This is a genomic window from Zhongshania marina (assembly GCF_002915595.1).
Lineage (GTDB): Bacteria > Pseudomonadota > Gammaproteobacteria > Pseudomonadales > Spongiibacteraceae > Spongiibacter > Spongiibacter marinus_B.
This window is the reverse complement of sequence record NZ_PQGG01000012.1, coordinates 23980-48993: the sequence shown is the minus strand read 5'-3', so window position 1 is coordinate 48993 and position 25014 is coordinate 23980. Positions and strand designations below refer to the sequence as shown.

Genomic DNA, 25014 nt, shown 5'->3' with positions numbered 1-25014 from the left:
TTAACGCTTATGGCCGCGTAGTCCTGTATCCATTAATACTCGGGTAGCGATTTCTTCAACCGAGGCATGGGTAATATCAAGATAGGGAATGCCAAATCGTTTAAACATGGCTTCTGCTTGCCGAAGTTCGTCTTCGCATTGGCGAAGCGAGGCGTAGCGGGTGTCGGGTCTGCGTTCGCTGCGGATTGCAGCAAGACGTTCGGCCTCGATGGTGAGCCCAAATAATCGGCTGCGGTGATCCATTAGCGCCTTTGGTAAACGGTCGCTTTCCATATCCTCGTCAGTGATTGGGTAGTTTGCGACAAATATCCCTGACTGCATGGCCAAATAAAGACAGGTTGGCGTTTTGCCGCTGCGTGAGACACCGATCAAAATCACTTCGGCTTGATCGTAGCGGTTTAGCCGCGCGCCATCGTCATTGTCTAGTGCATAATTGACCGCATCAATACGCTGCTTATAAAGCATATCTTTATCGGCATTCTGTAGGCGGCCAACGGTGCGGGAAGGCTTTTCCCCCAGCGCCGCTTCTAGTTGGCCAACAAAGGTGCCCAACACATCAACGATAAAGCCTTTGCTGGTGGCAATGATGGCGCGCAGGTTTTCGTCAACCAAGGTGTCGAAAACAATGGGCTGCTTACCGCAAGCATCGGCGGCGCGATTAATTTTCTCTACGGCTGATTGCGCTTTTTCAGCATTATCTACGTAGGGGACAATAATGTGCTCAAATTTTTGGCTTTCAAATTGCGCTAAAACACTGCTTCCTAGGGTTTCAGCGGTAATGCCGGTACTGTCTGATATAAAAAAGGCCGGACGAGTCATGTAGTTTTTTTACCTAAGTCTCTGTGTTTTTCGACGGGAATTTCCAAATTACTTACTTTAGTATAGCCCGTGTTAAATTCTTGCACCCTTATAACCGTAATACGGTCGCTTTGTAAAATGGGAGATACCCGTGTCTGAATATGTAATCTGGTTTGACGACCTTGGAATGAACGATGTTGACCGAGTTGGCGGCAAAAACGCGTCATTGGGCGAAATGATCAGCCAGCTATCTCAGCTTGGGGTTTCGGTTCCTGGCGGCTTCGCAACTACCGCTGACGCCTTCCGTGATTTCCTACAGCAAAGTGGTTTAAACGACCGAATCATTGCCGAGTTAGACGGCTTTGATATTGACGATGTTAAAAATCTGGCCCTTGTCGGCAAAAAGATTCGTCAGTGGATCGTAGAAACCCCGTTCCCTGAGGCGCTTAACGCCGCTGTTGTTGAAGCCTACGCCAAGCTGGTGGATGGCAATGAATCTATGTCTTTTGCTGTGCGTTCATCAGCAACCGCAGAAGATTTACCTGATGCATCTTTCGCTGGCCAGCAGGAAACCTTCCTGAATATTCGCGGCCTCGACAATATTATGATCGCTATCAAGGAAGTGTTCGCCTCGCTCTACAATGACCGCGCGATTGCCTATCGCGTTCACCAAGGATTTGAACATGCAGACGTTGCCTTGTCGGCAGGCATACAGCGCATGGTACGGTCAGAAACAGGCGCTGCCGGCGTTATGTTCTCTATGGATACAGAGTCCGGCTTTGATGGCGTGGTATTCATCACTGCGTCTTATGGTTTGGGTGAAACCGTTGTGCAGGGTGCAGTAAACCCCGATGAATTCTATGTTCATAAAGCAACGCTTGAAAAAGATCGCCCAGCGGTTCTGCGTCGCAACCTCGGCAGCAAAATGATCAAGATGATTTACGGCAGTGATGCTAGTGCCGGTAAATCTGTAGAAACAGTCGATGTGAGTGAAGAAGATCGCAATCAATTTTGTTTGAATGACGAAGAAGTACTCGGCCTTGCCAAGCAAGCCATGACCATCGAGAAGCACTATGGTCGTCCGATGGATATCGAATGGGCAAAAGACGGTGACGACGGCAAGCTTTATATTGTTCAGGCTCGCCCAGAAACGGTTAAGAGTCGCGAATCTACCACCTTGATGGAACGCTATCTCCTCAAAGAAAAAGGCGCAGTATTGTGTGAAGGTCGCTCGATTGGTCAGCGCATAGGCGCTGGGCCAGTCCGTGTGATTGATAATATTAGCGAAATGGATCAAGTTCAGCAGGGCGACGTACTGGTAACAGATATGACTGACCCAGATTGGGAGCCGGTCATGAAGCGCGCCTCAGCGATTGTTACCAATCGCGGTGGCCGTACCTGCCACGCGGCGATTATAGCCCGTGAGCTTGGCATTCCCGCAGTCGTCGGTTGTGGTGATGCGACAGAGCTACTAAAAGACGGCACCCCTGTGACGGTGTCCTGCGCGGAAGGCGACACCGGTATGGTGTATGAGGGGATTCTCGATTTTGACATCAATCGCAATAAGCTTGATGCCATGCCAGATCTGCCCTTTAAAGTGATGATGAATGTTGGTAATCCCGATCGCGCATTTGACTTCCAGGGCTATCCTAATGCGGGGGTTGGTTTAGCGCGCCTAGAGTTCATTATTAACCGCATGATTGGCGTTCACCCCAAGGCGTTGATCAATTACGACGATATTCCCCGCGACGTGCAAGCCGCAGTTAAACGCCGTATCGCCGGTTATGCCAGCCCTGTCGATTTCTACGTCGAGAAATTGGTGGAAGGTATATCAACCATCGCCAGTGCGTTCTATCCCAAGCGCGTTATCGTGCGGATGTCAGATTTTAAATCCAATGAATACGCTCACCTTATTGGCGGTAGCTTGTATGAACCGTCGGAAGAAAACCCCATGTTGGGCTTCCGTGGTGCGTCTCGTTACATCTCAGATTCATTCCGCGAGTGCTTTGAACTGGAATGTCGCGCGTTAAGAAAAGTCCGTGACGACATGGATTTAACTAACGTCGAAATCATGGTGCCCTTCGTACGCACCGTGGGTGAGGCCAAGCAGGTTATTGAGCTTCTAGAAGCCAATGGTCTAAAGCGGGGTGAAAATGGTCTGCGCGTCGTCATGATGTGCGAGCTACCGGCCAATGCCTTGCTGGCAGAGCAATTCTTGCAGTATTTTGATGGCTTCTCGATCGGTTCAAATGATTTAACCCAGCTCACGCTTGGCCTAGATCGAGATTCTGGATTGATCGCGCACTTGTTTGATGAGCGTAATGACGCGGTAAAAGCTCTCTTAAAACTGGCCATTGACGCCTGTAAAAAGCAGGGTAAATACATTGGCATTTGTGGGCAAGGTCCTTCAGACCACCCCGATTTTGCCCAGTGGCTAATGGAGCAGGGTATTGATAGCGTCTCACTGAATCCAGACTCGGTATTGGATACGTGGTTATTTTTAGCGGATAAGCTAAAAACCTAATCTATTAGTTGGATTGCTAATGAAATCCCCGCCTTCGTGCGGGGATTTTTTTTGAGCTAAGTAAGGTGAAATGAAAGGCAAGCGAGCAGGGCCGTTTTATGGGTGGGACTTAAGCTGTTAATGCCTTGCGAAGACTCGCAGCACAAGATTGAGACGACTATTCATAAAGGGGTTAAGCACCGTATTGACGGTGATTTTGGCGGTAGGTTGGCGAAAAGAAGAGGTGGGTCTTGAAGCATTGCAGCCACCTAGCTCGATAGAAGCTAGGTGGCTGCAATTTCAGTATAAAAAAATAAAATTAAACAAAAACAATTGTTTATGCTATTTATTTAAAGCTAGTTACCAACTACATGTTTGGATAATTTGGTCCACCCAAGCCTTCAGGCGTAACCCAAACGATATTCTGAGCGGGGTCCTTAATGTCGCAGGTCTTGCAGTGAACGCAGTTTTGACCGTTGATTTGAAACTTCGGCGTTCCCTCAGCATCTTCTACCACTTCATAGACGCCGGCAGGGCAGTAACGCTGTGCTGGCTCTGCATATTTGGGTAGATTGTCACGGATTGGCAGCTCGGGATCTTTGAGCGTTAAGTGACAAGGCTGATCTTCTTCATGGTTGGTGTTTGACAAAAATACCGAGGTCAATCGGTCGAAGGTGATCTTGTTGTCTGGCTTGGGGTAGGTAATCTTTTTACTTTCAGCCGCTAGCTTCATTTCAGCGTGATCTGGGTGGCTATCGCCCAGCGTCCACGGAAGTTTGCCACCAAAGATATTAAGATCAACAAAGGCGTAAGCAGAGCCAAAGAAATTACCCCATTTGTGTTGCGCGGGGCCAAAGTTACGCTGCTCGTATAGCTCTTTGTAAACTGAGGAGTTTTCAAAGGCAGTGGTGTACTCGCTTAATTCTGCACCAGTGGCTTCATTTTCAGTAATAGCCTTGTGAACAACTTCTGCGGCAATCATGCCGGATTTCATCGCTGTATGGCTGCCCTTGATCTTGGCGAAGTTTAGGGTGCCCGCGTCACAACCAATTAATAGGCCGCCGGGGAAGGTCATTTTGGGTAGAGACTGCAAGCCACCTTTCGCTATAGCGCGGGCACCGTAAGAAATACGCTCGCCACCTTCTAGGTATTGCATAACGGTAGGGTGTTTTTTAAAGCGTTGGAACTCTTCGAAGGGCGACAAATAAGGGTTGTCGTAGCAAAGGTCTGTAATGAGGCCAATTGATACCTGATTGTCTTCAATATGGTATAGAAAGCTACCACCCGCTGCGCCGTTTTCAGCTAGAGGCCAGCCTGCAGCGTGCATAACCTTGCCTTCTTCATGCTTGGCAGGGTCAATTTTCCACAGCTCTTTAATACCAATGCCATAATGCTGAGGATCTTTGCCCGCATTAAGGTCAAACTTCTCCATTAGGCGCTTGCCTAAATGTCCGCGGCAGCCTTCCGCAAACAGGGTGTATTTGGCGTGAAGCTCCATGCCAGGCATGTAGCTGTCTTTTTGGCTACCGTCTTCGGCGATACCCATGTCGCCGGTAACGACACCTTTTACGCTGCCATCTTCATGGAATAAAACGTCAGCAGCGGCAAAGCCTGGGTAAATTTCTGCGCCCATACCTTCTGCTTGTTCTGCTAACCAGCGGCACAGATTACCAAGGCTAATAATATAATTGCCTTCGTTGTGCATGGTTTTAGGCACGGCAAAACCGGGCACCTTAATAGCCTTCTCGGCGCTGGTCATATAGTAAATATCATCGCCTGTGACCGGTGTGTTTAGCGGTGCGCCTTTTTCTTTCCAGTCTGGGAAAAGTTCGTTTAATGCGGTGGGTTCAAAAACCGCACCAGAAAGAATGTGGGCACCGACTTCAGAGCCTTTTTCTACAACACAAACACTGATGTCTTTTCCGGTACTTTCGCTTAATTGCCGAATTTTACACGCCGCAGCCAATCCGGCAGGGCCGGCACCAACTATCAGGACGTCAAATTCCATTGATTCGCGTTCCACAGACTCTCTCCTCTGTATGCTTTACCAGCATTGCCCTTATTTTGGGCGATTTATGACTGATTAAAAGCGCGAATTATAAAACTTGAGCCTCTAAAACGCTACTTTAGCCTTAGTTTTATTCTTCTCTAGTCAAAACGACCTGATTCCTCAAGGCGAAAAAAAATCTTTTTTAAACAAATGCTTATTCATATGAAATGAAAATACGATTAGCTAGCTAATAATCGTTATTCGCTTGATGAATATCCCACATTTATTGACCTTAGGTCTTATACACGTCAATATAACGGCGCTTTGAAAAGAGGCTTTATCCGGTTGGGATCGATTTACGGTTCCACAGCGTAGGGATATAAAGCCATTCCATTTAATTTACGCGTGTACTGGGGAATCCATGAAGGTTCTGGTTGCTGTCAAACGAGTAGTTGACTACAACGTAAAAGTACGTCCGAAGTCGGACGGAACTGGCGTTGATCTGAATAATGTCAAAATGGCTATTAACCCATTTTGCGAAATTGCCATTGAAGAGGCTGTACGTCTGAAAGAAAAAGGCGTGGTAACTGAAATAGTTGCTGTCTCTATTGGTGCTAAAGTATGCCAAGAGCAGATTCGTACTGCACTGGCCCTCGGTGCCGACCGCGGCATCTTGGTTGAAACCGATGTAGAGGTTCAACCATTGGCTATTGCTAAATTGCTAAAAGCAGTTGTAGAAAAAGAAGAGCCAAAAATGGTTATTCTTGGTAAGCAGGCTATCGACGGTGATAACAACCAAACCGGTCAGATGCTTGCTGCATTAACTGGTATGTCACAGGGTACTTTCGCTTCAGAAGTTGTTGTAGAAGGCGATTCAGTAACCGTTACCCGTGAAGTTGATACCGGTTCGCAAGTTGTTAAATTGGCGCTGCCTGCAGTGGTAACTACTGACCTGCGCTTAAATGAGCCTCGCTACGCTTCATTGCCAAACATTATGAAGGCGAAGAAAAAGCCTTTAGACACAATGACACCAGAAGATCTGGGTGTTGATGTGACTCCACGAGTAACTACCCTCAAGGTAGAGCCGCCTGCGGAGCGTCAAGCTGGTATCAAAGTCGCTGACGTTGCCGAACTTGTTGATAAGCTGAAAAACGAGGCGAAGGTAATCTGATGAGTATTTTAATTCTTGCAGAACACGATAACGCCTCTATTAAAGGCGCTACTTTAAATACTGTTGCCGCTGCGAAAGCCATCGGTGGCGATATTACAGTTCTAGTTGCTGGTGAAGGCTGCGGTGCAGCTGCTGAAGCTGCGGCAAAAATCGAAGGCGTTGGCAAAGTACTTTGCGCTGACAACGCTGCTTACGGTCATCAGTTGGCTGAAAACGTCAGCTTATTGGTTGCTGAGCTTGGTAAAGACTACGGCTACATTTTGGCGCCCGCTACTACCAACGGTAAAAACACGCTTCCGCGTGCAGCTGCCTTGCTAGATGTGGCTCAGATTTCTGAAATTATCTCTGTAGAAAGTGCTGATACTTTCAAGCGCCCAATCTACGCAGGTAACGTAATTGCTACTGTACAGTCTTCAGACGCGATTAAAGTGATAACTGTTCGTGCAACTGCTTTTGACGCCGTTGCGGCGGAAGGTGGCAGCGCGTCGGTTGAAGCAGTTGCTAGCGCACATGACGCGGGTAACTCAAGCTATGTGCGTGAAGAAGTCGCTAAGAGTGATCGCCCTGACTTAACTGCGGCCAGCGTCGTTGTTTCAGGTGGTCGCGGCATGCAAAATGGCGATAACTTTGCCATGTTGTATTCTTTGGCTGACAAACTTGGTGCAGCGGTTGGTGCTTCACGCGCGGCTGTTGATGCGGGCTTTGTACCTAACGATATGCAGGTTGGTCAGACCGGTAAGATCGTTGCACCTGGCCTGTATATTGCTGTAGGTATTTCTGGTGCAATTCAGCATTTGGCTGGTATGAAAGACTCTAAAGTCATTGTTGCTATCAACAAAGACGAAGATGCTCCGATCTTCCAGGTTGCTGATTACGGCCTGGTTGCTGATTTGTTTGATGCTGTACCAGAGCTTGATTCAAGCCTCTAAGTACTCATTAACAAGTTGTGTAAAAAGCCCGGCTTAAACAGTCGGGCTTTTTTTTGCCCAATTTATTAGTGGCTTTATTGAATAGTTTGTCATTCTTACTGTCTGAATTTGCAGTGATATGGTGAACTTTATTCGTTCCGTTTGTTGATTTTTAAGGCATTTAAAGACGAAAAGGAGAGATTGATGAAAAAGCTAGTATATGCGCTTGTACTTTCATTACCGCTGGGAGGCTTGAACGCACTTGAATTAGACAAAGAATCCTCGGTGATGAATTTTGTGACGGTAAAGAATGACACAGTTGCCGAGCTGATGAGCTTTACCTCGTTGACAGGTAGTATTGATGAAAAATCGGGTAAGGCAGTGCTCAATATCGATCTAAGTAGTGTTGCGAGTGGCATCGATATTCGCAATGAGCGTATGCGCGAACATTTGTTTGAGATTGATAAGTTTGCTCGTGCCGTGTACAGCACGGAGTTAGACATGAAAGCCTTAAATGAGCTTGCGATCGGTGAGCAGAAGTCTGTTGCTTTAAAGGGCGAGCTTGAGCTGCATGGCAAGAGCGCTGAGGTGAAGTTTGATGTCACAGTGACCAAGCGTAAAGATGGCGCTTTTCACGCAGTGACAAATTCCCCTGCATTCGTCAGTGCAAATAGCTTCGAATTAGCCCCTGGTATAGCTAAATTACGCAGCTTGGCGGGTTTAGCTAGTATAGATCTCGTGGTACCCGTGACTTTCTCTGTGGTATTTAAATAGTCGCATTTAGGCGAGGCTTTTAGTCTCGCCGCAATTTATCTGAGATACCAATTGGGCTCGGATAGTTAAACACCACGATATACGACGATACGACAAAGCTAATAATCGCCGTAGCCTGTATAAGATGGGAGGCTTCTCGTCCTATCAGCAACATTTCTGCCGCGACATAGGCAATCAGTAATGAAAACTCGCTGATTTGCCCCATACGAAATCCTAAATCCCAGGCAAGTTTTTTGGTTTCGCTCATGCTGTGTATTAAATAGCGGAAAATAATGGGTTTGAGAATCAGGATGAGGGCGGCAAGTAAAATCGCCGACACCAAAATATCTGCTAATACGCTTAAATCAAAACGCGCGCCCAGTGAAAAGAAAAACAATATTAAGAAAAAATCCCTAAGCGGTTTTAAATTGATCGCGATATATTGAGAAATCGGGCTAGTTGCTAAGCTGATTCCAGCTAAAAATGCACCAATTTCAGCGGACAAACCTAAGCTATGTGCCGCTTCACTCATTCCCAAACACCAACCGATGGCGAGTAAAAATATATATTCGTGGAAGCGGTCAAATTTCGTCAGCATTGGCAGTAATACAAACCTTACCACTGCAAATGCAATCGCTATTAAAGCTGGTAGAGCGACCAGTGTTCTCAGCAAGTTAGCAGCGGAGAATTCGCCTTGGCTCATGCTAAACAAAATTAATAATACAAAAATGGCGATGATATCTTGCAGCAACAACAAGCCGACCATTAGTTCACCGGTATAGCGGTGATGAAGGGCTGTCGTCGGTAATAGCTTTATACCGATGATGGTGCTCGAAAACATCATCGCCGCGCCAATAATAAGGCTCTCAGTAGGGGTAAATCCAAAGCTGTAGGCGAGTCCGAAGCCGATGGCAGCAAACGCCAATGAGCTAAGCAGTGCGACAACGGTTGCTTTTTTGAGCGTGCTGTACAGCGACTTGGGCTGCATATCCAAGCCAAGTAAAAACAGCAAAAAGATGATGCCAAACTCGGCAATTTCGGCAAGTAGCTTTAAATCCGTTACCCAGCCTGTGCCGTAAGGGCCGATAATGGCGCCCAAGGCAATATAGGCAATCAATAGTGGTTGTCTGGTGTAAAGCGCGATTGACGCGAGAACTGCGGCACCGCTGAATATCATAAAAAAAGATGATGTCAGACTCGCTTCCACGCCTTATACCTCAAACTGCGCTGGGAAAATCATCATCACACAGGCCTTTGCCGTGAAACAATACTAGGAATAAAAAATGCCGTCAGATGACGGCATTTAAGTAAGGCTGCTTACTGGAAAGTCTAGCGGCGGCGAAACAGCGGTAAGCGCTGATCAATACCAGCTTGATAGCTTTCTGTAAAATCATTAAAGCTCGCTAAGGATTCTTCAAGATCACTGGTTTCTAACGCAAAGCTGTTAAAGCCGCAGCGATTTAGGAAATACAGCTGATCGCGGATGAAATCACCAATAGCGCGTAATTCGCCGGTGTAGCCTAATTGCTCGCGGAGCTCACGGCCGTAGGAAAAACCACGGCCATCGGCAAATTTGGGGAAGTCTACTGCGATCAGGTCAAGTTCAGCGATATCATCAGCTAGGGCTTTAGGTGATTCATCACTGGCTAGAAAAACCGCAATGCTGCCGAGGCTTTTCAGCTCTTCTTTGTGTGCCTTCCAAAGCGTTAACGGCACAATGTAGCCGCCGCTGCTTGGTAGGATGTCGGTCTCGCGCCAAACCTGCCAGCTATCATCGCAGACTTGTTTGTTTTTGATGATATTAGGCATAGGCGCGCTCCTTAAAGGGGTCGATGCCAACGCGGCGGAAGGTGTCTAAAAAGCGTTCTTCCGGCTGGCGTAAATCTACATAGGTTTCTAATACTTTTTCGATAATATTGGGGACTTCGTCCTGCGCGAAGGAGGGGCCCAATATTGAACCGAGTGAGGCGTCCAGACCTTGGCTGCCACCAAGAGACACTTGGTAAAATTCCTGGCCTTTTTTATCCACGCCTAGAATCCCAATATTGCCAATATGGTGGTGACCGCAGGCATTCATGCAGCCAGAAATATTGAGTTCTATTTCACCGAGATCATAAACATAGTCGATATCATCGAATCGACGCTGAATAGCTTCGGCAATAGGAATAGATTTCGCATTAGCTAAAGAGCAGAAATCACCGCCGGGGCAGCAGATAATGTCGTTTAATGTACCAACGGTCGGCGAGGCCACTTCTAATTCAACTAGCTCCTTCCACAAGGCGAAAAGATCAGTTTGTTGAACGTCTGGCAGCACTAAGTTTTGCTGGTGTGTGCTGCGGATTTCGCCAAAGCCATAGCGCTCAGACAGATCCGCTACGGCTTCGAATTGCTCGGCAGTGATGTCTCCGGGGGCAACGCCCACGGTTTTCAGGGCTAAGGTAACTATGCGGTAGCCAGAAACTTTGTGCTCGTGGGTGTTGTGTTGCAGCCAGCGTGCAAAATCGGCACTTTCTAAGGCTAAGGCCTGCAGGTCTTGCTGTGGCAAGGTTTTGTAGCTAGGCGGCACAAAGAAAGATTTGGCGCGATCTATTTCTTCATTGCTCAGGCTCAAATCACCGTCCTTAATGTGTGCCCATTCTTTTTCGACTTCGGCTTTAAAGGTTTCGGCGCCCATAGCGCGGACAAGTATTTTAATACGTGCTTTAAACTTGTTGTCGCGACGGCCAAGTTGGTTGTATACCCGCAGAATGGCTTCTAAGTAAGTCAGCAGGTGTTTCGGCTCTAGCTTGTCATGGATTAGGCTGCCGATAACCGGTGTGCGGCCAAGTCCGCCACCAACAAAGACTTTAAACGCGGTTTCGCCGTTAGCGTCGTGAACAATTTGCAGACCGATATCGTGCATCATAATCGCTACGCGATCAGATTCAGAGCCGCATACTGCAATTTTAAATTTGCGAGGTAGAAAGGCAAATTCAGGATGGAAGGTCGACCACTGACGGATAATTTCGCAATAAGGACGGGCGTCTTCTACCTCATCTGCCGCTACACCAGAGAATTGGTCGGCGGTGGTGTTGCGAATGCAGTTACCGCTGGTTTGTACGGCGTGCATCTCAACTTCAAGTAGCTCAGCTAAAATATCGGGCACTTCTTCAAGTTTCGGCCAGTTAAGCTGCACGTTTTGACGGGTGCTGATATGCGCATAGCCTTTATCGTATTTGCGGCTGATAGAGGCGAGCTTGCGCAACTGCGTTGCGCTTAAAGTGCCGTAGGGCACCGCAATCCGCATCATTGGCGCTAGGCGCTGAATGTATAGGCCATTTTGCAGACGTAGCGGCAGAAACTGCTCGTCTGTAATTTTACCGTCGAGATAGCGCTGGGTTTGGTCGCGAAATTGCGCAACGCGCTGACTGACAATCTGACGGTCAAAGTGATCGTAAGTGTACATAGAAACCTTTGTCTTAAGAGTTTTGGCGGGCAAATACGCTTTGTAGCTGCGCTGCAGTAAAAACCGGAGGGTATTTTACGCTTAAAACGAGCTAAGTTCACGTTTTTACATGGCTAATGGTAAAGACTAAGCCGATATTCGACTAACGAATTTTATGAGTATCGCTTATACAGCTGGTCGATATACTGCATATTGCGCTAAGTATTCGCGTTAAATTACGGAATTAAAGCTAACCCATTTGCGGTTTTTTGCTACAATGGCGCCGACTTTTATATGCCGAACTTCGGCTTCTTTCAATCGTATTATGAGGCTCCCATGTCTGATCAAACCCAAGAAGAGCGCGATGATAACTTCGCCGATGTTTGTGCTTCCATTGCTATTTTAGCGATTGTTGTCGGCACCGTTGTTTACTGGTTGCACGGTATGCCAACCTAGTCGCAACAAAGCCCATAAAAAAAGCCGCTTCTGCGGCTTTTTTTATAGCTGCGTTTTTATACGCTTTTGGGGTTTAGCTTAAAACCATTTTTACAATGCTAAAAACCGTTGCAATAAAAACACCAACAAAGATTATTGCGGTGATAGCGTAATTCCTAAAACGGCCGTGAGTAAAGTCGCGCTCGCGATTGCGACTGCTCTGCACACCAAAGGCAGCGGCTACTACGCTGCCAATCACTGCAAGCGGCCCCGGCCGTTGAGTCTTTTCGTCTTGTTCTTCCATTTGATCCCCTTACTTTATATCCAATTGGCAGATATCTATTTACGACTAGGGGTCGTAATCCAAGATTGGCGACAACCAGCGCTCCATTGTGGCCATTTCCATGCCTTTTCGTTTGGCAATATCGGCGACCTGATCTTTGCCAATACGGCCAACGGCAAAATAACGAGACTGCGGATGGGAGTAATAAAACCCGCTTACCGCGGCAGCAGGATGCATCGCTAAATGTTCTGTTAACACAATACCGGTTTCATTTGTCGCATCTAGTAAATTAAAGAGCGTTGTTTTCTCAGTGTGGTCAGGGCAGGCGGGGTAGCCTGGTGCAGGGCGAATACCTTGATACTTTTCTTTAATTAACTCTTCATTGCTTAAGTTTTCGTCTGGCGCATAGGGCCAGAATTCTTTGCGAACACGACGGTGCAAGGTTTCGGCAAACGACTCGGCTAAGCGATCTGCAAGTGCTTTGACCATAATCGAATTGTAGTCGTCATTGGCTTTTTCGTATTTAGCCGCAAGCTCATCAGCACCCAAGCCAGTAGTTACCGCAAAGCCGCCCACGTAATCGCTAAGCCCGCTGGATTCCGGGGCAATATAATCCGCCAAACTCATTTGGGGCTTATCATCGGGCTTTTGTGATTGCTGGCGAAGATGGTGCAGGGTTGCCAGTTGTTCGTTGCTGTTTGGGTCAAAAACCGCAATATCGTCGCTACCTGCGCGCCGCGCTGGCCAGAAGCCAATAACGCCATTCGCTTGCAGCAGTTTATTGCTAATAATGTGGTCGAGCATTTTTTGTGCGTCATCAAATAGATTGCGTGCTGCTTCACCCACTGTTTCGTCTTTTAAAATCTTGGGGTATTTGCCTGCCAATCCCCAAGATATAAAGAAGGGCGTCCAATCGATGGTTTCACGCAGTTCCTCCAGTGGATAATCCGTGAAGGTGCGCGTGCCCAAAAAGCTTGGTGTAGGTGGAGTGTAGTTCTCCCAGTCCCACTGGTAGGCCAGCTCGCAGGCTGCTTCATAGCTATGTAAGCGCTTTTTACCTTGATTCCCTTCGCGGCGTGCACGCACACGCTCGTATTCGTCTTTCCTGGCTTCGACAAAGGCAGCTTTTAGATCCTCGCTAATCAATTGGGTGGCAACCGCCACACTGCGAGAGGCGTCTGGAACATATACCGTGGCGTCGTTTTTGTATTTGGGCTCAATTTTGACCGCAGTGTGTGCCTTCGAGGTAGTCGCTCCGCCGATCATGAGCGGAATATTAAAACCTTGACGCTGCATTTCGCTCGCAACATGAACCATCTCGTCTAGGGAGGGGGTAATTAAGCCGCTAAGACCAATAATATCGACGTTTTCGCGTTTTGCGGTTTCGAGTATCTTGTCGCAGGGCACCATCACGCCGAGGTCGATAACCTCAAAGTTATTACATTGCAGCACAACGCCGACAATATTTTTACCAATGTCGTGAACATCGCCCTTAACGGTTGCCATTAAAACCTTACCGTTTGCCTTGGCGCCGACTTCTTTGCCGGCCTCAATAAAGGGGTTGAGGTAGGCGACCGCTTGCTTCATAACGCGGGCAGATTTCACCACCTGGGGCAGGAACATTTTGCCATCGCCAAAGAGATCGCCAACGACGTTCATGCCGTCCATCAGTGCGCCTTCGATAACATCGATAGGTTTAACAGCAGCGGCGCGGGCGGCCTCTGCATCTTCTTCTATATACGTTGAAATACCTTTAACCAAGGCGTGTTCAATGCGCTTGTTTACCGGTAACTCGCGCCAGCTAAGGTCTTCTTTGTTTTCGGCGGTGCTGCCATCACCCTTATATTTATCGGCGATATTCAGCAGACGCTCGGTGCTATCACTGCGACGATTTAGGATGACATCCTCAACGTGCTCACGTAATTCCGTCGGTAGGTCGTCGTATATCGCTAGCTGGCTGGCATTTACAATCCCCATGTCCATACCGGCTTTAATGGCGTGGTATAAAAATACCGAGTGGATTGCCTCGCGCACGGGGTTGTTGCCACGGAATGAGAAGGACACGTTCGACACGCCACCCGACACCATTGCATAGGGCAGCTCTTTTTTGATGTAGGCGGTGGCCTCAATAAAATCGACGGCGTAGTTGTTGTGCTCGTCAATGCCGGTGGCGACCGCGAAGATATTGGGGTCAAAAATTATATCTTGCGCTGGGAAGCCTATTTCATCCACCAAGATGTCGTAGCTGCGCTTGCAGATCTCTGCCTTGCGCTTAAAGGTGTCAGCTTGGCCATCTTCATCAAAGGCCATGACGACCACGGCGGCACCGTATTTTAAGCAGGAGCGGGCGCGTTCGCGGAACTCTTGTTCGCCTTCTTTGAGCGATATGGAGTTAACAATGGGCTTGCCTTGAATGCATTTTAATCCGGCCTCGATCACATCCCATTTGGATGAATCGACCATGATGGGCACCCGGCAAATATCAGGTTCGGCAGCTACAAGATTTAAGAAGGTCACGATGGCATTTTGCGCATCGAGCATGCCTTCATCCATATTGATATCGATGACTTGGGCGCCATTCTCGACTTGCTGGCGGGCAACTGAGAGGGCAGCGTCGTAATCGTTTTCTAAAATCAGGCGTTTAAATACGGCTGAACCGGTAACATTGCAACGCTCTCCGACGTTGACGAATAGAGAGTCAGGGCCAATGTGAAAGGGCTCAAGACCGGCTAGGCGACAAATCGGTTCGCGTGTTGGCAGCGGGCGGGGGGCAATGCCATCCATCGCTTCGCCAATTGCTTTGATGTGGGCCGGTGTAGTGCCGCAGCAGCCACCAACTAAATTCAGAAATCCGCGCTGGGCAAATTCTTTGAGCTCGCCGTGCATGTCTTCTGGGGTCTCGTCGTATTCGCCAAATTCATTGGGTAAGCCGGCGTTGAAGTGACCGCTAAAATAGCAGTTTGAGGCTTCACAAAGCTCTTCAACAAATGGGCGTATCTCACTGAATCTGCGGCCACAATTAGTACCGATGATCAGTGGTTTAGCATGGGCAATTGAATTCCAAAATGCTGTTGGTGTTTGCCCAGATAGGGTTCTGCCGCTGGTGTCTGGAAAAGTCACCGAAATCATAATCGGCAATTCTTTTCCGCTGTCTTCAAAGTACTGCAGCACGGCGTATACCGCCGCTTTGGCGTTGAGGCTGTCGAACACAGTCTCAATCATCAGAATGTCGGCGCCACCGTCTATGAGTCCGCGGGTCGCTGCGTAGTAATTTTCAACGAGCTGGTCAAAGTTGATGTTACGAGCACCGGGGTCGTTTACATCTGGCGAAATGGATGCAGTACGCGGGGTGGGCCCGATTACACCGGCAACAAAACGCGGTTTATCTGGATTTTTAGCGGTTTCTGCGTCGGCAACTTCACGCGCCAAGGTTGCGCCGACGCGATTTAATTCCTCGGCAATATCGCCCAATTCATAATCATCTTGGGCAACTACGGTGGAGTTAAAGGTATTGGTCTCAATAACATCCGCACCGGAATCGAGATAAGCCTGATGAATTTCACGAATAACATCAGGTCGTGTCAGCGTTAGCAGATCGTTATTGCCCTTTAAATCCTTATGGAAATCGGCAAAGCGTGAGCCACGGTAGTCCTTTTCCTCGAGCTTATAACTTTGAATTAAGCTGCCCATAGCCCCATCAATAATCAAGATGCGATTTTGAAGAGCTTGCTTTAACAATGTCGTGCGGGGCGTGGACTGACTCATGAATATCCTGATATATAAAACAATTAAAGTACTAAAGCGCGTCTCGGACTGTGGCCGGAATGGGCTTCGTGGTAAACTACGCAATTCTAACAGATACACGGCCCAGCATAGAAATTGTTTGGCAAAACAGCGAGATATATAGAGGTTATTATGTCAACAGAGCAAACAGCCGTTAATTTGACCATCACCGAGTCTGCCCAAGACTACCTTGCGGAGCTTTTACAGAAGCAGGAAGACGTGATTGGCGTACGGGTGTTCATTACACAACCAGGAACACCAAAAGCCGAGACTTGTATCGCCTATTGCCGCGAAGGCGATATGACCGACAATGACGAAGTGCGCGACTATCCAAAATTTAAAGCCTACTTTGAAGGCCGCAGCATCCCATTTTTAGATGAAGCACTGATTGATTATTCCAAAGACCGGATGGGCGGGCAGCTGACAATTAAAGCGCCAAATGCGCGTTTGCCCCGCGTCGACGCAAATAGCCCCTTGGAAGATCAAATTAACTACGTGCTATACAACGAGGTAAACCCTTCGCTTGCAGCGCACGGTGGTGAGGTGTCGTTGCAGGAGCTTACCGACGAGAAATTCGCCATTTTAAAATTTGGTGGCGGCTGTCAGGGCTGCGGTATGGTCGATGTCACCCTTAAAGAGGGCGTTGAGAAAACCTTGATGGAAAAAGTCCCCGGTTTGGCCGGTGTAAAAGACAGCACTGACCACAGCAATACTGAAAACGCGTATTTTAAATAGAACAATTGCTTACCCTTCTAAAAGCCAGCTCTTTTTAAAAGAGCTGGTCCCCAAGGAAAAAACACTATGCAGCTACCCCATTCACGCACTGAGATTCAGGTGCGATTTTCTGATCTAGATATCCTTGGTCATGTTTCAAACAGTTATTACGCCCAATATTTTGATTTAGCGCGGGTCACATTCTTTAGAAATATTTCTAATATCAGCGGTCGCCCCAATCCTTCCCACGTTGTTGCTAGCGTAAAGATGGATATGCTTCGAGAAATTTGTTTTGACCACAGTGTTGTCGTTGATACTTGGTGCTCAAAAAAGGGCACTAAAAGTATGACTATTGAGCATGTTATATACGCCAACGGTGAAAAAGCGACAAGCTGCCAAACGGTATTAGTCGGTTTTGACCGTGAAACCCGCAGCTCTACGGCCTTGCCTAGTGACTGGGAAGCATCTGATATCAGTGACGTTACCGCACCAGCTCATTATTAACCATGTCATCTGTAGCACCTACTTGTCATTGCGGTAGCGAAAACGCATTTATTGATTGCTGTGATCGCTACCTGTCGGGTGCAGAAAGTGCACCCACTGCAGAGGCCTTAATGCGTTCGCGGTACAGCGCTTTTTGTCTTCGAAATCCTGACTATTTATTGGCGACACTCCAGAAAGATATCCGCGCGAAAGAAACGCGAAAAGCGCTACTTAAAAGCTTTGCAGGCACACAATGGCGGCAGCTTAAAGTCATTCGCTGTCAGCGCGGTCTGCTTGGCGACAAAGCCGGTGAGGTGGAGTTTGCAGCCTTTTTTACTCAGGATGATGAGGGCGGCCAACTTCACGAGCGCTCACGCTTTGTATTTGAAGATGAGCGCTGGTTTTACGTGGATGGCGATATTCTGCCGCCAATTTCGTTAAGCCGAAACGAACCTTGTTGGTGTGGAAGCGGTCGGAAGCTAAAGAAGTGTCACCTAGCGTAGGAGGTTGAATGTCGGTACTGAGGGTGCTGTCGTACAATGTACACAAGGGCTTTTGCTCAGCTAACCGGCAATTTTTGCTAAAACAAATCCGTGAGAGCGTGCGTCGTGTCGACGCCGAAGTGGTCTTTCTTCAAGAAGTGGTAGGCAAGAATAGCCGCCACGCGGCGCGGGTTGAAGGCTGGGTCGACGAGCACCAGCTCGAGTTTCTTGCTGACTCGGTGTGGCCACACTTTTCTTACGGTAAAAACGCGGTCTACGACCACGGTCATCATGGCAATGCCATTCTGAGTAAGTACCCCATTATTGACAGCCAAAACGTCGATATCTCTTTGTATCCGCGCTCGCAGCGGGGCTTACTACTTAGCCTTATTGAGCCTGGGATTTACATTATTTGCGTGCACATGGGTTTGCTGGGTTGGGAGCGCCATCAGCAATTTAAACGCTTGATGGCGGTTATTGAAGAAAAAGTACCCGCGGGCGCCCCGTTAATAATTGCCGGTGATTTTAATGACTGGAGCGGTTCGCTGCATTTGCGTTTTACTCATACTCTCAAACTGCGTGAGGCCTCGGTGGCGGTAACGGGCAAGCTTGCCAAGACCTTTCCCGCCAAGCGGCCGGTACTGCGTCTAGATCGAATATATTACCGAGGTTTTAATGCGGTAGCGGCCAAGCGCTTAAGTGGTGAGCCGTGGCGTTCGCTGTCTGATCATTGTGGGCTGTATGCAGAGTTAGAAATGCAGCTATAGGCAAAAAAAAGCCCCTTATCGTAAGGGGCAAAAATAACCATGCATTATGGTTGTGGAGCATTGTTTCTACGCTGATTTACGAGGTTTAGATTTTTCTTATAAAACTAGGGCGAAAAAAAAGCGCCCGAAGGCGCTTTAATCTATTTTTGACGTGCTTAGCGCTTGCGCTTAGGTAGCACATCTTTAAGCTTTTCACGCATCGTCCGCAGGGCGGTTTCTGTTTCTTCCCAGCCAATACAGCCATCGGTTACCGAAACCCCATAAGCCAGTTTCGATAAATCTTCTGGAATACTTTGGTTGCCAGCATTGATATTACTTTCGATCATCAAGCCGATAATTGAGGTATTTCCTTCGAGTACCTGATTGGTTACGTTTTCAATAACCAGCGGCTGCAAAGAAGGCTGCTTGCTAGAATTGGCATGGCTCGTATCCACCATAATATTTAGCGGAATGCCTGATTTATCTAATTCTGCTTCACATAATTTAATGTGCACTGAGTCGTAGTTAGGGCCTTGGCTACCACCGCGAAGAACAATGTGGGTGTAGGCGTTGCCGCGGGTATGAATAACCGCAACTTGACCGTCGCCATTTATACCCAGAAAACGGTGGGGTTTAACCGCTGAACCGATCGCGTTTAATGCAACCGTTAAACCGCCGTCAGTACCATTTTTAAAACCTACCGCTGAAGACAGGCCGCTTGCCATTTCACGGTGGGTTTGCGACTCGGTAGTGCGCGCACCTATCGCTGACCATGAAATACAATCTTGCAAATACTGGGGCGAAATAGGGTCTAAGGCTTCGGTTGACGTAGGTAAACCCAGCTCGCTGATGTCTAGAAGTAATTTACGGCCAATATGCAAACCCTCTTCAATTTTGAAGGTGTCATTTAGATAAGGGTCGTTGATTAAGCCTTTCCAGCCAACCGTTGTGCGCGGCTTTTCAAAATAGACCCGCATAATAATAACGAGGGTATCGCTGACTTCGTCAGCTAGGGCTTTTAAGCGACGAGCGTAATCCATAGCAGCATCGACGTCGTGGATGGAGCAGGGGCCCACAACCACAAACATGCGATGGTCTTTACCGTCTAGAATATTTCTGACGGTTTCGCGGCCCTTAGAAATAACTTCCCTAGCGGCGTCACTCATGGGAAGGGCGGCTTTTAATGCGGCAGGAGTAATCAGGATTTCCTGCGCATCGACATTTACGTTTTCAATTACAGTGTTAGACATAATACTTCCGGTTTCGGATACATATAAGCGTAATTCAGCCAACCATTCTAACTGAAAAGTATGCCAATTAAATATCCAGCACCGCGCCAGAGGGGTAAAATACTGCGAAATTCAGGGGAATATTGCCGAGTGAGCCAAAATATATTCAGTATTGCCAGTCATTTAATGCGCCTATACGGCCAAAAGCTATCGTGCATTCTGCTAATTATGTGCTTTGGTGTAGGCGGCGCTTATGGCAGCGACGAGACTGATTTACCGCTAGTGAAATTGACACCGCAAATGCGAGTAGACACAAGAGAGCGCTCTCCGTCCGAGCTTTCCTGCGATGACCTTTCTAAATATGAAGCCGAAAGCGCTGATCAACAACGAGCATTGGCGCAGCGCAAGCAAGAGTGTCTCGCGCAATACCGCCATTTTCTACCCACAAAGGCTTTGCGATAATGGCTAAGCACCGAATTAACACCTTCAAGCCTGCCAAAAAAACGCGTCCTCAGGTGCATCCCCAAACGATTGAATTGACGATTGAAAGTCTGGCAGATGATGGTCGCGGTGTTGGCCGTCATCAGAATAAAGTAGTGTTTGTAAGCGGGGCACTGCCGACGGAAGTTGTTATGGCAAAAATCACCCGGGTCCACAAACGATTTGATGAAGCAGAGTTGCTTGAGTTGCTAGAAACCTCAGCAGATCGCAATGACCCTATTTGCGAAATTTACGAGCAATGCGGTGGTTGCCAATTACAACACCTTCAATATGCCGCGCAGTTAAAATTTAAACGCTCTAAATTAGAAAAAGTTCTCAGCGCAAATAGCGCGTCTGCTATATCAGTGGCGGAGATCAGCGCTGATGATAGAGCCTATCGCCACCGAGCACGCTTGGCGTATTCAGATGGGGTGCTTGGATTTAAAGCCCGAGCGAGCCACAACATCATTGCGCTTGAGCAATGTCCCTTATTGGAAGACAGCCTGAACACGACATTGGCATTATCAAAAACTGCCATTCAAGGTTTCTTGGGCGACAAGGCAAGGGCCGAGGTAAGTTTTACCGCTGATCGCGATGGTCGCGTTGCTATTCTCATTAGAAAAGATGGCTATGTAGATATTAAGCGTTGCGAAGAATTATCTGCCAGCATCGTCGCGCCTGCCTTCTTGCACAGCGTAATTGGCAGCAAGGGGCCAGAGTGGTTGGGAGCGAATTCGCCGCTGCAATATAACACTGCAAACTCCGTAGCGCTGCGATACCAAGCCGGGGATTTTACTCAAGTAAATGGTAGGGTAAATCAGCAGATCGTCGAACTTTGCCTAAAATGGCTTGCACCACAAGCTGGTGAGCTAATAAGCGATTACTTTTGTGGTTTGGGCAACTTCAGCTTGCCATTGGCGAAAGCCGGTGCAGAGGTTATGGGGTTTGACGCTGGTGAGAAGATGATAAATAGCGCGAATCAGCAGGCCTTGGACTACGGCTTGTCGGCAAGTTATTTTTGTGCGGATTTATTTGATGATACGGCAATTAGTATTCCCGCCAATTGCCGCAAAGTGATACTCGATCCACCTCGTGCTGGCGCGAAAGCGCTGTGCGAGAAAATTGCCGCACACAAGGCCGTTACACATATTGTGTACGTATCCTGCGATCCAGCAACGCTGGCCCGAGATTTAGCTATTTTGCGGCAAGCTAAATTTAAAATTGTCGAGGCCGCAATGGCAGATATGTTTCCGCATACCTACCATGTAGAAAGCGCCGTGCTTTTGCAGCGCTAGGTGTTTAACTCTGCGATGTAGTCGTCTGCATAACGCTTAATGCCGTCAATTTTCTTGGCCAGTTCCTGGGTGTCACCATAATAGAACGGCCATGGTTGAGTCAGGATATGGCTAACGCCGCCGTCTTCAAGCCGCTTGTAGCCATCGATGGTAAAGGCGTCGGAGGGGGTTGCCATGACTGAAAAGGGTAGATTTTCACGTCCGTATTCTTTGCGGTATTGCTGTATTCGCTGCACGCAGCTCAATATCTCAGCACTGCTTTGCAAATCGGTTACCCAGCCGTCTGCTATTCGCGCAGCACGGCGCATCGCTGCCTCACTGATACCACCTACCCAAATTGGGATGTAGGCGCTGGGGGCGGGGTTCATTTCTAAGGCATCAAATTGGTAGTGTTTACCTTGGTACTCAACCAGTTCACCAGTCCATAGCAGGCGCATAATTTCTACCATCTCGTCTGCGCGTTTGCCCCTAGTGTGGAAATCTTGTTGAAGTAGTTCAAATTCGTCTTTTGACCAACCAACGCCAATAGCAGGAATGACCCGGTTATCAGAAATAATGGCGGCGGTACTGATGGCCTTAGCCACCAAAAACGGATTGCGCATGGGCAATACAAAAATATTATTGGTGAATTTTAGATTTTTGGTAATGCTCGCCAAGGCCCCAATCATTACCCAAGGGTCTGGCCAGTCGGTAAAAGCCTGCCAGCGCCGCTCGCCATTTTCGGTGTAGGGGTAGGGGGTTTTGATGGTTTGGGGGTTCACAACGTGATCAGAAAACGACATTGCCTCCCAGCCACAGCTATCGGCGGTCTTCGCCAGTTCCTTTAAATCGGCGACACTGCTAAATGAGGTCGAAAGAACGAATTGCATGGTAGTTTCCTATTATTTTTATATTGATGGCCGCAAACCAACTTTAGTTGATGGCCCTTAAAGCGTGCTTCTCACAGATATACTTGAACAGGCCCTGCGCCGCTATTTCAATTTGGCCGATGACTTGATCAAAGGCGTTTTCGTCGTCGTAATACGGATCAGGAACTTGGCTATTGCCGGCGCCGGCGCTGTAATTCATTAATAACTTTATCTCGCCTTGGTAGCTGGGCGGTGCCCATGCGCTAACATTAGTTAGGTTCATTCTATCCATGGCCACAACATAGTGGGCCCGTTCATAGTCGGTGTCGTCGATTTGGCGGGCGATCTGTTGTTCTATGGCATAGCCGCGTTTTTTAGCGGCACTAATCGAGCGAGAATCTGGTGATTTGCCGATGTTAAAGGCCGCTGTGCCACAGGAATCAACGGTGATTTGTGTTTCTAGCCCTGCCGCTTGAATGAGGTGCTCGAATACGCCTTGGGCGGCGGGGGAGCGGCAGATATTACCCAGACAAACAAAGAGAACATGGATTGGCATTACAAAGCTGCTTATTAAAAATGAATTGGCGCTAAAGTAGCATTCGCAGACTGTGGTGGCATCATCCGTTTGGCGGGGTTGAATGTGGTTTAGCAGTAGGCGGCTAAGACGACAAACTTGGGGTCAGAGGCGATGACATCGCAGTGGCCGAATAATTTTTTGAGGACGACGTGATAGCCAAGGTGACGATTTCCCACAACACATAAGCGGCCATTGGGGGCTATATGTTTGAGAGCGTCGCGAAACATTTGCTGGGCAATATGGTCACCCACATGATGGTCTTGGTGAAATGGTGGGTTGCATAAAATCAAATCAAAGGGCTGACCATCGTAGTTAGATAAGCAGTCATCTGGCGTGAAACTGGTGTTTGCCCCGGCCATGCAGGTATTAACGCCGATATTTTTGCGGGCGGAATCGAGTGCTAAATATGAGTCATCGAAAAACGAGATTGTCGCGTTTGGCCAAAGCCGTGCGGCGTGTATTCCCAGCAAGCCGTTGCCACAGGCCAAGTCAGCAATGCGCTCCGCCGCAGGGAGTTTTTCCATACCGCTCAACATCAAGCGACTACCGCGATCAAGTTTGTCGCGGGAAAATACATTGGCACGATTGTGAAGTACCAAGTTGTAGTCAGGGATAGTTAATACTTTACTATCGTCGCCCACGGTTTTGGGGGTAGGCTTTTCAAGCAAATGGATGAGGCGGGCTTTCTTGCGTGCCAAACTCGGGCGGGCAGGGGCTAAATAATCCGCAAAAGCAGCGACAATGTGATGGTCAATATGCCGCGCCATCGCTGCCGCAGTGAAGCAATCTGCTGAGTTTAACAGCCCACTTAAATGCGTGAGTTGATACTTTAATAATGATCGGCTTTTGGGCAGTTTGTATAAAATATAATCAAATTCCCCTTGGGGAATGTCTGTCGCCGGCAAAAAATGTGGCGGCTTACACTGATTGCGAGCGCAGTTTTCAGTGGCTGACAATTGGCTTATTGCAGAGTCAGCCCAGAGCGTACAATCGTAGGCCGACAGTGCGCTGCAAAGACTGCCTTGTGCATCATTAACAATAAGAAAGCGGCTATGAGCGGGAATGTCTTGCTCGGCAATGTGCTGAAGTAGGTATTCATCTGCCGCATCCCACGGCTGCAGAGTTTCTCGTGAGCGGTGCGGGCGACGGCTAAGCTGCAGTACGCCAAATGGAGAATCAAATAGTGCGAGGTCTACCATCAATATTGACTAACCGGTTCAAGCAGTAGAGTTTGTAATGTCGCACGTTCTGTTTGAGTAAAACCTAATGCCGTTTCTATATAATTATCGATGTCGCCGTATTCTTCTTCGATGGCTTTAAATGCTTCAGCTAAGTAGTGCTTTTGTACGGTAAACAAAACCCGCACAACGTCTTGATTGACTTGGTGCATCGTTTTCTCATTCACATATTGCACAATGTGATCGACTCTAGCGGCGGTGTAGGTGTTGGTCGCGAGGTAGTCCTGCACAATTACGTCATGCGGCACCCCAAGGATACTTAACAGCAACGCTGCGCCAAATCCTGTGCGGTCTTTGCCCGCCGTACAATGGAAGACCTGCGGGTAACTTTCTTCGCTTAAAAGGGATTGTAACCACTGCTTATAAACCGGAGTATAGCGCTCTACCATTTCCCGATTCGCCTCGACTAAAAAATGCCCCATATCGTCGGCGGTGACATTTTCCTCTTGTAAGCGCGCAGCGACACGTTCAATTTGAGCGGCCTCGAGCGGGATCGGTAATTCATTGATAGTGATTCCGGCGTTAGAAGGGAGCTTATGTGGGGCATCTTGTCGCTCCTCATCAGAGCGAAAATCACTGATTTGGCTTATACCTAAGCGCAATATGAAGTTTTGATCCTCTTCTGAGAGTGACGACAGCTTGTCTGATCGATAAATACGTCCCCACTTTAGTTGCCGATTATCGCTGGTGCGATAGCCTCCAAGGTCGCGGAAATTATGCATACGATCAAACGATAATTTACGTAGTGCCTCTCGCTGAGTAGGTGGTAGCAGGGCTGGAATAGCACGTGTTTGTGCTGGTATAGACTCTGTGTATGGCTGCGGGGTGGCATGAAGAAAATCTATTGTGTTCATTTAGTTAACTCATATTGTTA

At 48.1% G+C, this 25014-nt stretch carries 22 protein-coding genes; 10 read left to right on the top strand and 12 right to left on the bottom strand.

Features of this window, described 5'->3' with window-relative positions; genetic code table 11:
• Positions 1 to 819, bottom strand: coding sequence for a posphoenolpyruvate synthetase regulatory kinase/phosphorylase PpsR (ppsR, locus tag C0068_RS05195; RefSeq protein WP_103683429.1), 819 nt, complete (start codon positions 817 to 819; stop codon positions 1 to 3).
• Between the two features lie 130 nt (positions 820 to 949).
• On the opposite strand from ppsR, the gene ppsA reads away from it, so the two are divergent.
• Positions 950 to 3322, top strand: coding sequence for a phosphoenolpyruvate synthase (gene ppsA / locus C0068_RS05190; protein ID WP_103683428.1), 2373 nt, complete (start codon positions 950 to 952; stop codon positions 3320 to 3322).
• A 346-nt stretch (positions 3323 to 3668) separates the two neighbouring features.
• On the opposite strand, the gene C0068_RS05185 is transcribed toward ppsA, so the two are convergent.
• Complete coding sequence (locus C0068_RS05185; RefSeq protein WP_103683427.1) at positions 3669 to 5324, bottom strand: electron transfer flavoprotein-ubiquinone oxidoreductase; 1656 nt, start codon at positions 5322 to 5324, stop codon at positions 3669 to 3671.
• Positions 5325 to 5712: 388 nt separating this feature from the next.
• Between C0068_RS05185 and C0068_RS05180 the strand changes: the two genes are divergently transcribed.
• The 3 genes from C0068_RS05180 (at position 5713) to C0068_RS05170 (ending at position 8144) form a co-directional block, all read left to right on the top strand.
• Positions 5713 to 6462 (top strand): electron transfer flavoprotein subunit beta/FixA family protein, encoded by a 750-nt coding sequence (locus C0068_RS05180; protein ID WP_103683426.1) that lies wholly within the window; start codon positions 5713 to 5715, stop codon positions 6460 to 6462.
• Entirely contained in the window at positions 6462 to 7391 is a 930-nt protein-coding gene (locus C0068_RS05175) for an electron transfer flavoprotein subunit alpha/FixB family protein (protein WP_103683425.1), read from the top strand. Before C0068_RS05180 ends, C0068_RS05175 begins: the two co-directional genes overlap by 1 nt.
• Before the next feature lie 183 nt (positions 7392 to 7574).
• Positions 7575 to 8144 (top strand): YceI family protein, encoded by a 570-nt coding sequence (locus C0068_RS05170; RefSeq protein WP_103683424.1) that lies wholly within the window; start codon positions 7575 to 7577, stop codon positions 8142 to 8144.
• A 19-nt stretch (positions 8145 to 8163) separates the two neighbouring features.
• Here C0068_RS05170 and C0068_RS05165 read toward each other — a convergent pair whose 3' ends face one another.
• From C0068_RS05165 to metH, 5 genes are all read right to left on the bottom strand, one after another.
• Positions 8164 to 9330, bottom strand: coding sequence for a cation:proton antiporter domain-containing protein (locus C0068_RS05165; RefSeq protein ID WP_103683423.1), 1167 nt, complete (start codon positions 9328 to 9330; stop codon positions 8164 to 8166).
• 122 nt (positions 9331 to 9452) lie between these two features.
• Positions 9453 to 9932, bottom strand: a complete 480-nt coding sequence (locus C0068_RS05160; RefSeq protein WP_103683422.1) for a DUF934 domain-containing protein — start codon at positions 9930 to 9932, stop codon at positions 9453 to 9455.
• Positions 9925 to 11568: a nitrite/sulfite reductase gene (locus C0068_RS05155; RefSeq protein WP_103683421.1), complete on the bottom strand. Its 1644-nt coding sequence runs from the start codon at positions 11566 to 11568 to the stop codon at positions 9925 to 9927. The genes C0068_RS05160 and C0068_RS05155 overlap by 8 nt, the downstream gene beginning before the upstream one ends.
• A 508-nt stretch (positions 11569 to 12076) precedes the next feature.
• Positions 12077 to 12286 carry a DUF2970 domain-containing protein gene (locus tag C0068_RS05150; protein WP_103683420.1) on the bottom strand — a complete coding sequence of 70 codons (210 nt, stop codon included), beginning with the start codon at positions 12284 to 12286 and terminating at the stop codon, positions 12077 to 12079.
• Between the two features lie 45 nt (positions 12287 to 12331).
• Positions 12332 to 16030 carry a methionine synthase gene (gene metH / locus C0068_RS05145; protein WP_103683419.1) on the bottom strand — a complete coding sequence of 1233 codons (3699 nt, stop codon included), beginning with the start codon at positions 16028 to 16030 and terminating at the stop codon, positions 12332 to 12334.
• Positions 16031 to 16180: 150 nt separating this feature from the next.
• Between metH and nfuA the strand changes: the two genes are divergently transcribed.
• From nfuA to C0068_RS05125, 4 genes are all read left to right on the top strand, one after another.
• Positions 16181 to 16783: a Fe-S biogenesis protein NfuA gene (gene nfuA / locus C0068_RS05140; protein ID WP_103683418.1), complete on the top strand. Its 603-nt coding sequence runs from the start codon at positions 16181 to 16183 to the stop codon at positions 16781 to 16783.
• A gap of 66 nt (positions 16784 to 16849) precedes the next feature.
• The gene (locus C0068_RS05135; RefSeq protein ID WP_103683417.1) at positions 16850 to 17266 is read left to right on the top strand and encodes an acyl-CoA thioesterase; all 417 of its coding nucleotides are present in this window, start codon (positions 16850 to 16852) and stop codon (positions 17264 to 17266) included.
• Positions 17267 to 17268: 2 nt separating this feature from the next.
• Positions 17269 to 17748: a YchJ family protein gene (locus C0068_RS05130; protein WP_103683416.1), complete on the top strand. Its 480-nt coding sequence runs from the start codon at positions 17269 to 17271 to the stop codon at positions 17746 to 17748.
• An 8-nt stretch (positions 17749 to 17756) separates the two neighbouring features.
• The gene (locus C0068_RS05125) at positions 17757 to 18494 is read left to right on the top strand and encodes an endonuclease/exonuclease/phosphatase family protein (RefSeq protein ID WP_103683415.1); all 738 of its coding nucleotides are present in this window, start codon (positions 17757 to 17759) and stop codon (positions 18492 to 18494) included.
• Positions 18495 to 18649: 155 nt separating this feature from the next.
• On the opposite strand, the gene C0068_RS05120 is transcribed toward C0068_RS05125, so the two are convergent.
• On the bottom strand, positions 18650 to 19723 hold the full coding sequence (locus C0068_RS05120; protein WP_103683414.1) for a 3-deoxy-7-phosphoheptulonate synthase: 1074 nt from the start codon (positions 19721 to 19723) through the stop codon (positions 18650 to 18652).
• Positions 19724 to 19852: 129 nt separating this feature from the next.
• Here C0068_RS05120 and C0068_RS05115 point away from each other — a divergent pair, with 129 nt between their 5' ends.
• Positions 19853 to 20164: a hypothetical protein gene (locus C0068_RS05115; RefSeq protein WP_103683413.1), complete on the top strand. Its 312-nt coding sequence runs from the start codon at positions 19853 to 19855 to the stop codon at positions 20162 to 20164.
• Positions 20164 to 21477: a 23S rRNA (uracil(1939)-C(5))-methyltransferase RlmD gene (gene rlmD, locus C0068_RS05110; RefSeq protein ID WP_103683412.1), complete on the top strand. Its 1314-nt coding sequence runs from the start codon at positions 20164 to 20166 to the stop codon at positions 21475 to 21477. The genes C0068_RS05115 and rlmD overlap by 1 nt, the downstream gene beginning before the upstream one ends.
• On the opposite strand, the gene C0068_RS05105 is transcribed toward rlmD, so the two are convergent.
• The 4 genes from C0068_RS05105 to C0068_RS05090 form a co-directional block, all read right to left on the bottom strand.
• Positions 21474 to 22346 carry a TIGR03619 family F420-dependent LLM class oxidoreductase gene (locus C0068_RS05105; protein WP_103683411.1) on the bottom strand — a complete coding sequence of 291 codons (873 nt, stop codon included), beginning with the start codon at positions 22344 to 22346 and terminating at the stop codon, positions 21474 to 21476. The genes rlmD and C0068_RS05105 overlap by 4 nt on opposite strands.
• Before the next feature lie 43 nt (positions 22347 to 22389).
• Positions 22390 to 22881, bottom strand: a complete 492-nt coding sequence (locus tag C0068_RS05100; protein ID WP_103683410.1) for a low molecular weight protein-tyrosine-phosphatase — start codon at positions 22879 to 22881, stop codon at positions 22390 to 22392.
• Positions 22882 to 22970: 89 nt separating this feature from the next.
• Positions 22971 to 24101 (bottom strand): class I SAM-dependent methyltransferase, encoded by a 1131-nt coding sequence (locus tag C0068_RS05095; protein WP_103683409.1) that lies wholly within the window; start codon positions 24099 to 24101, stop codon positions 22971 to 22973.
• Complete coding sequence (locus tag C0068_RS05090; RefSeq protein WP_103683408.1) at positions 24101 to 24994, bottom strand: tyrosine-protein phosphatase; 894 nt, start codon at positions 24992 to 24994, stop codon at positions 24101 to 24103. Before C0068_RS05090 ends, C0068_RS05095 begins: the two co-directional genes overlap by 1 nt.
• Positions 24995 to 25014 lie beyond the last annotated feature (20 nt).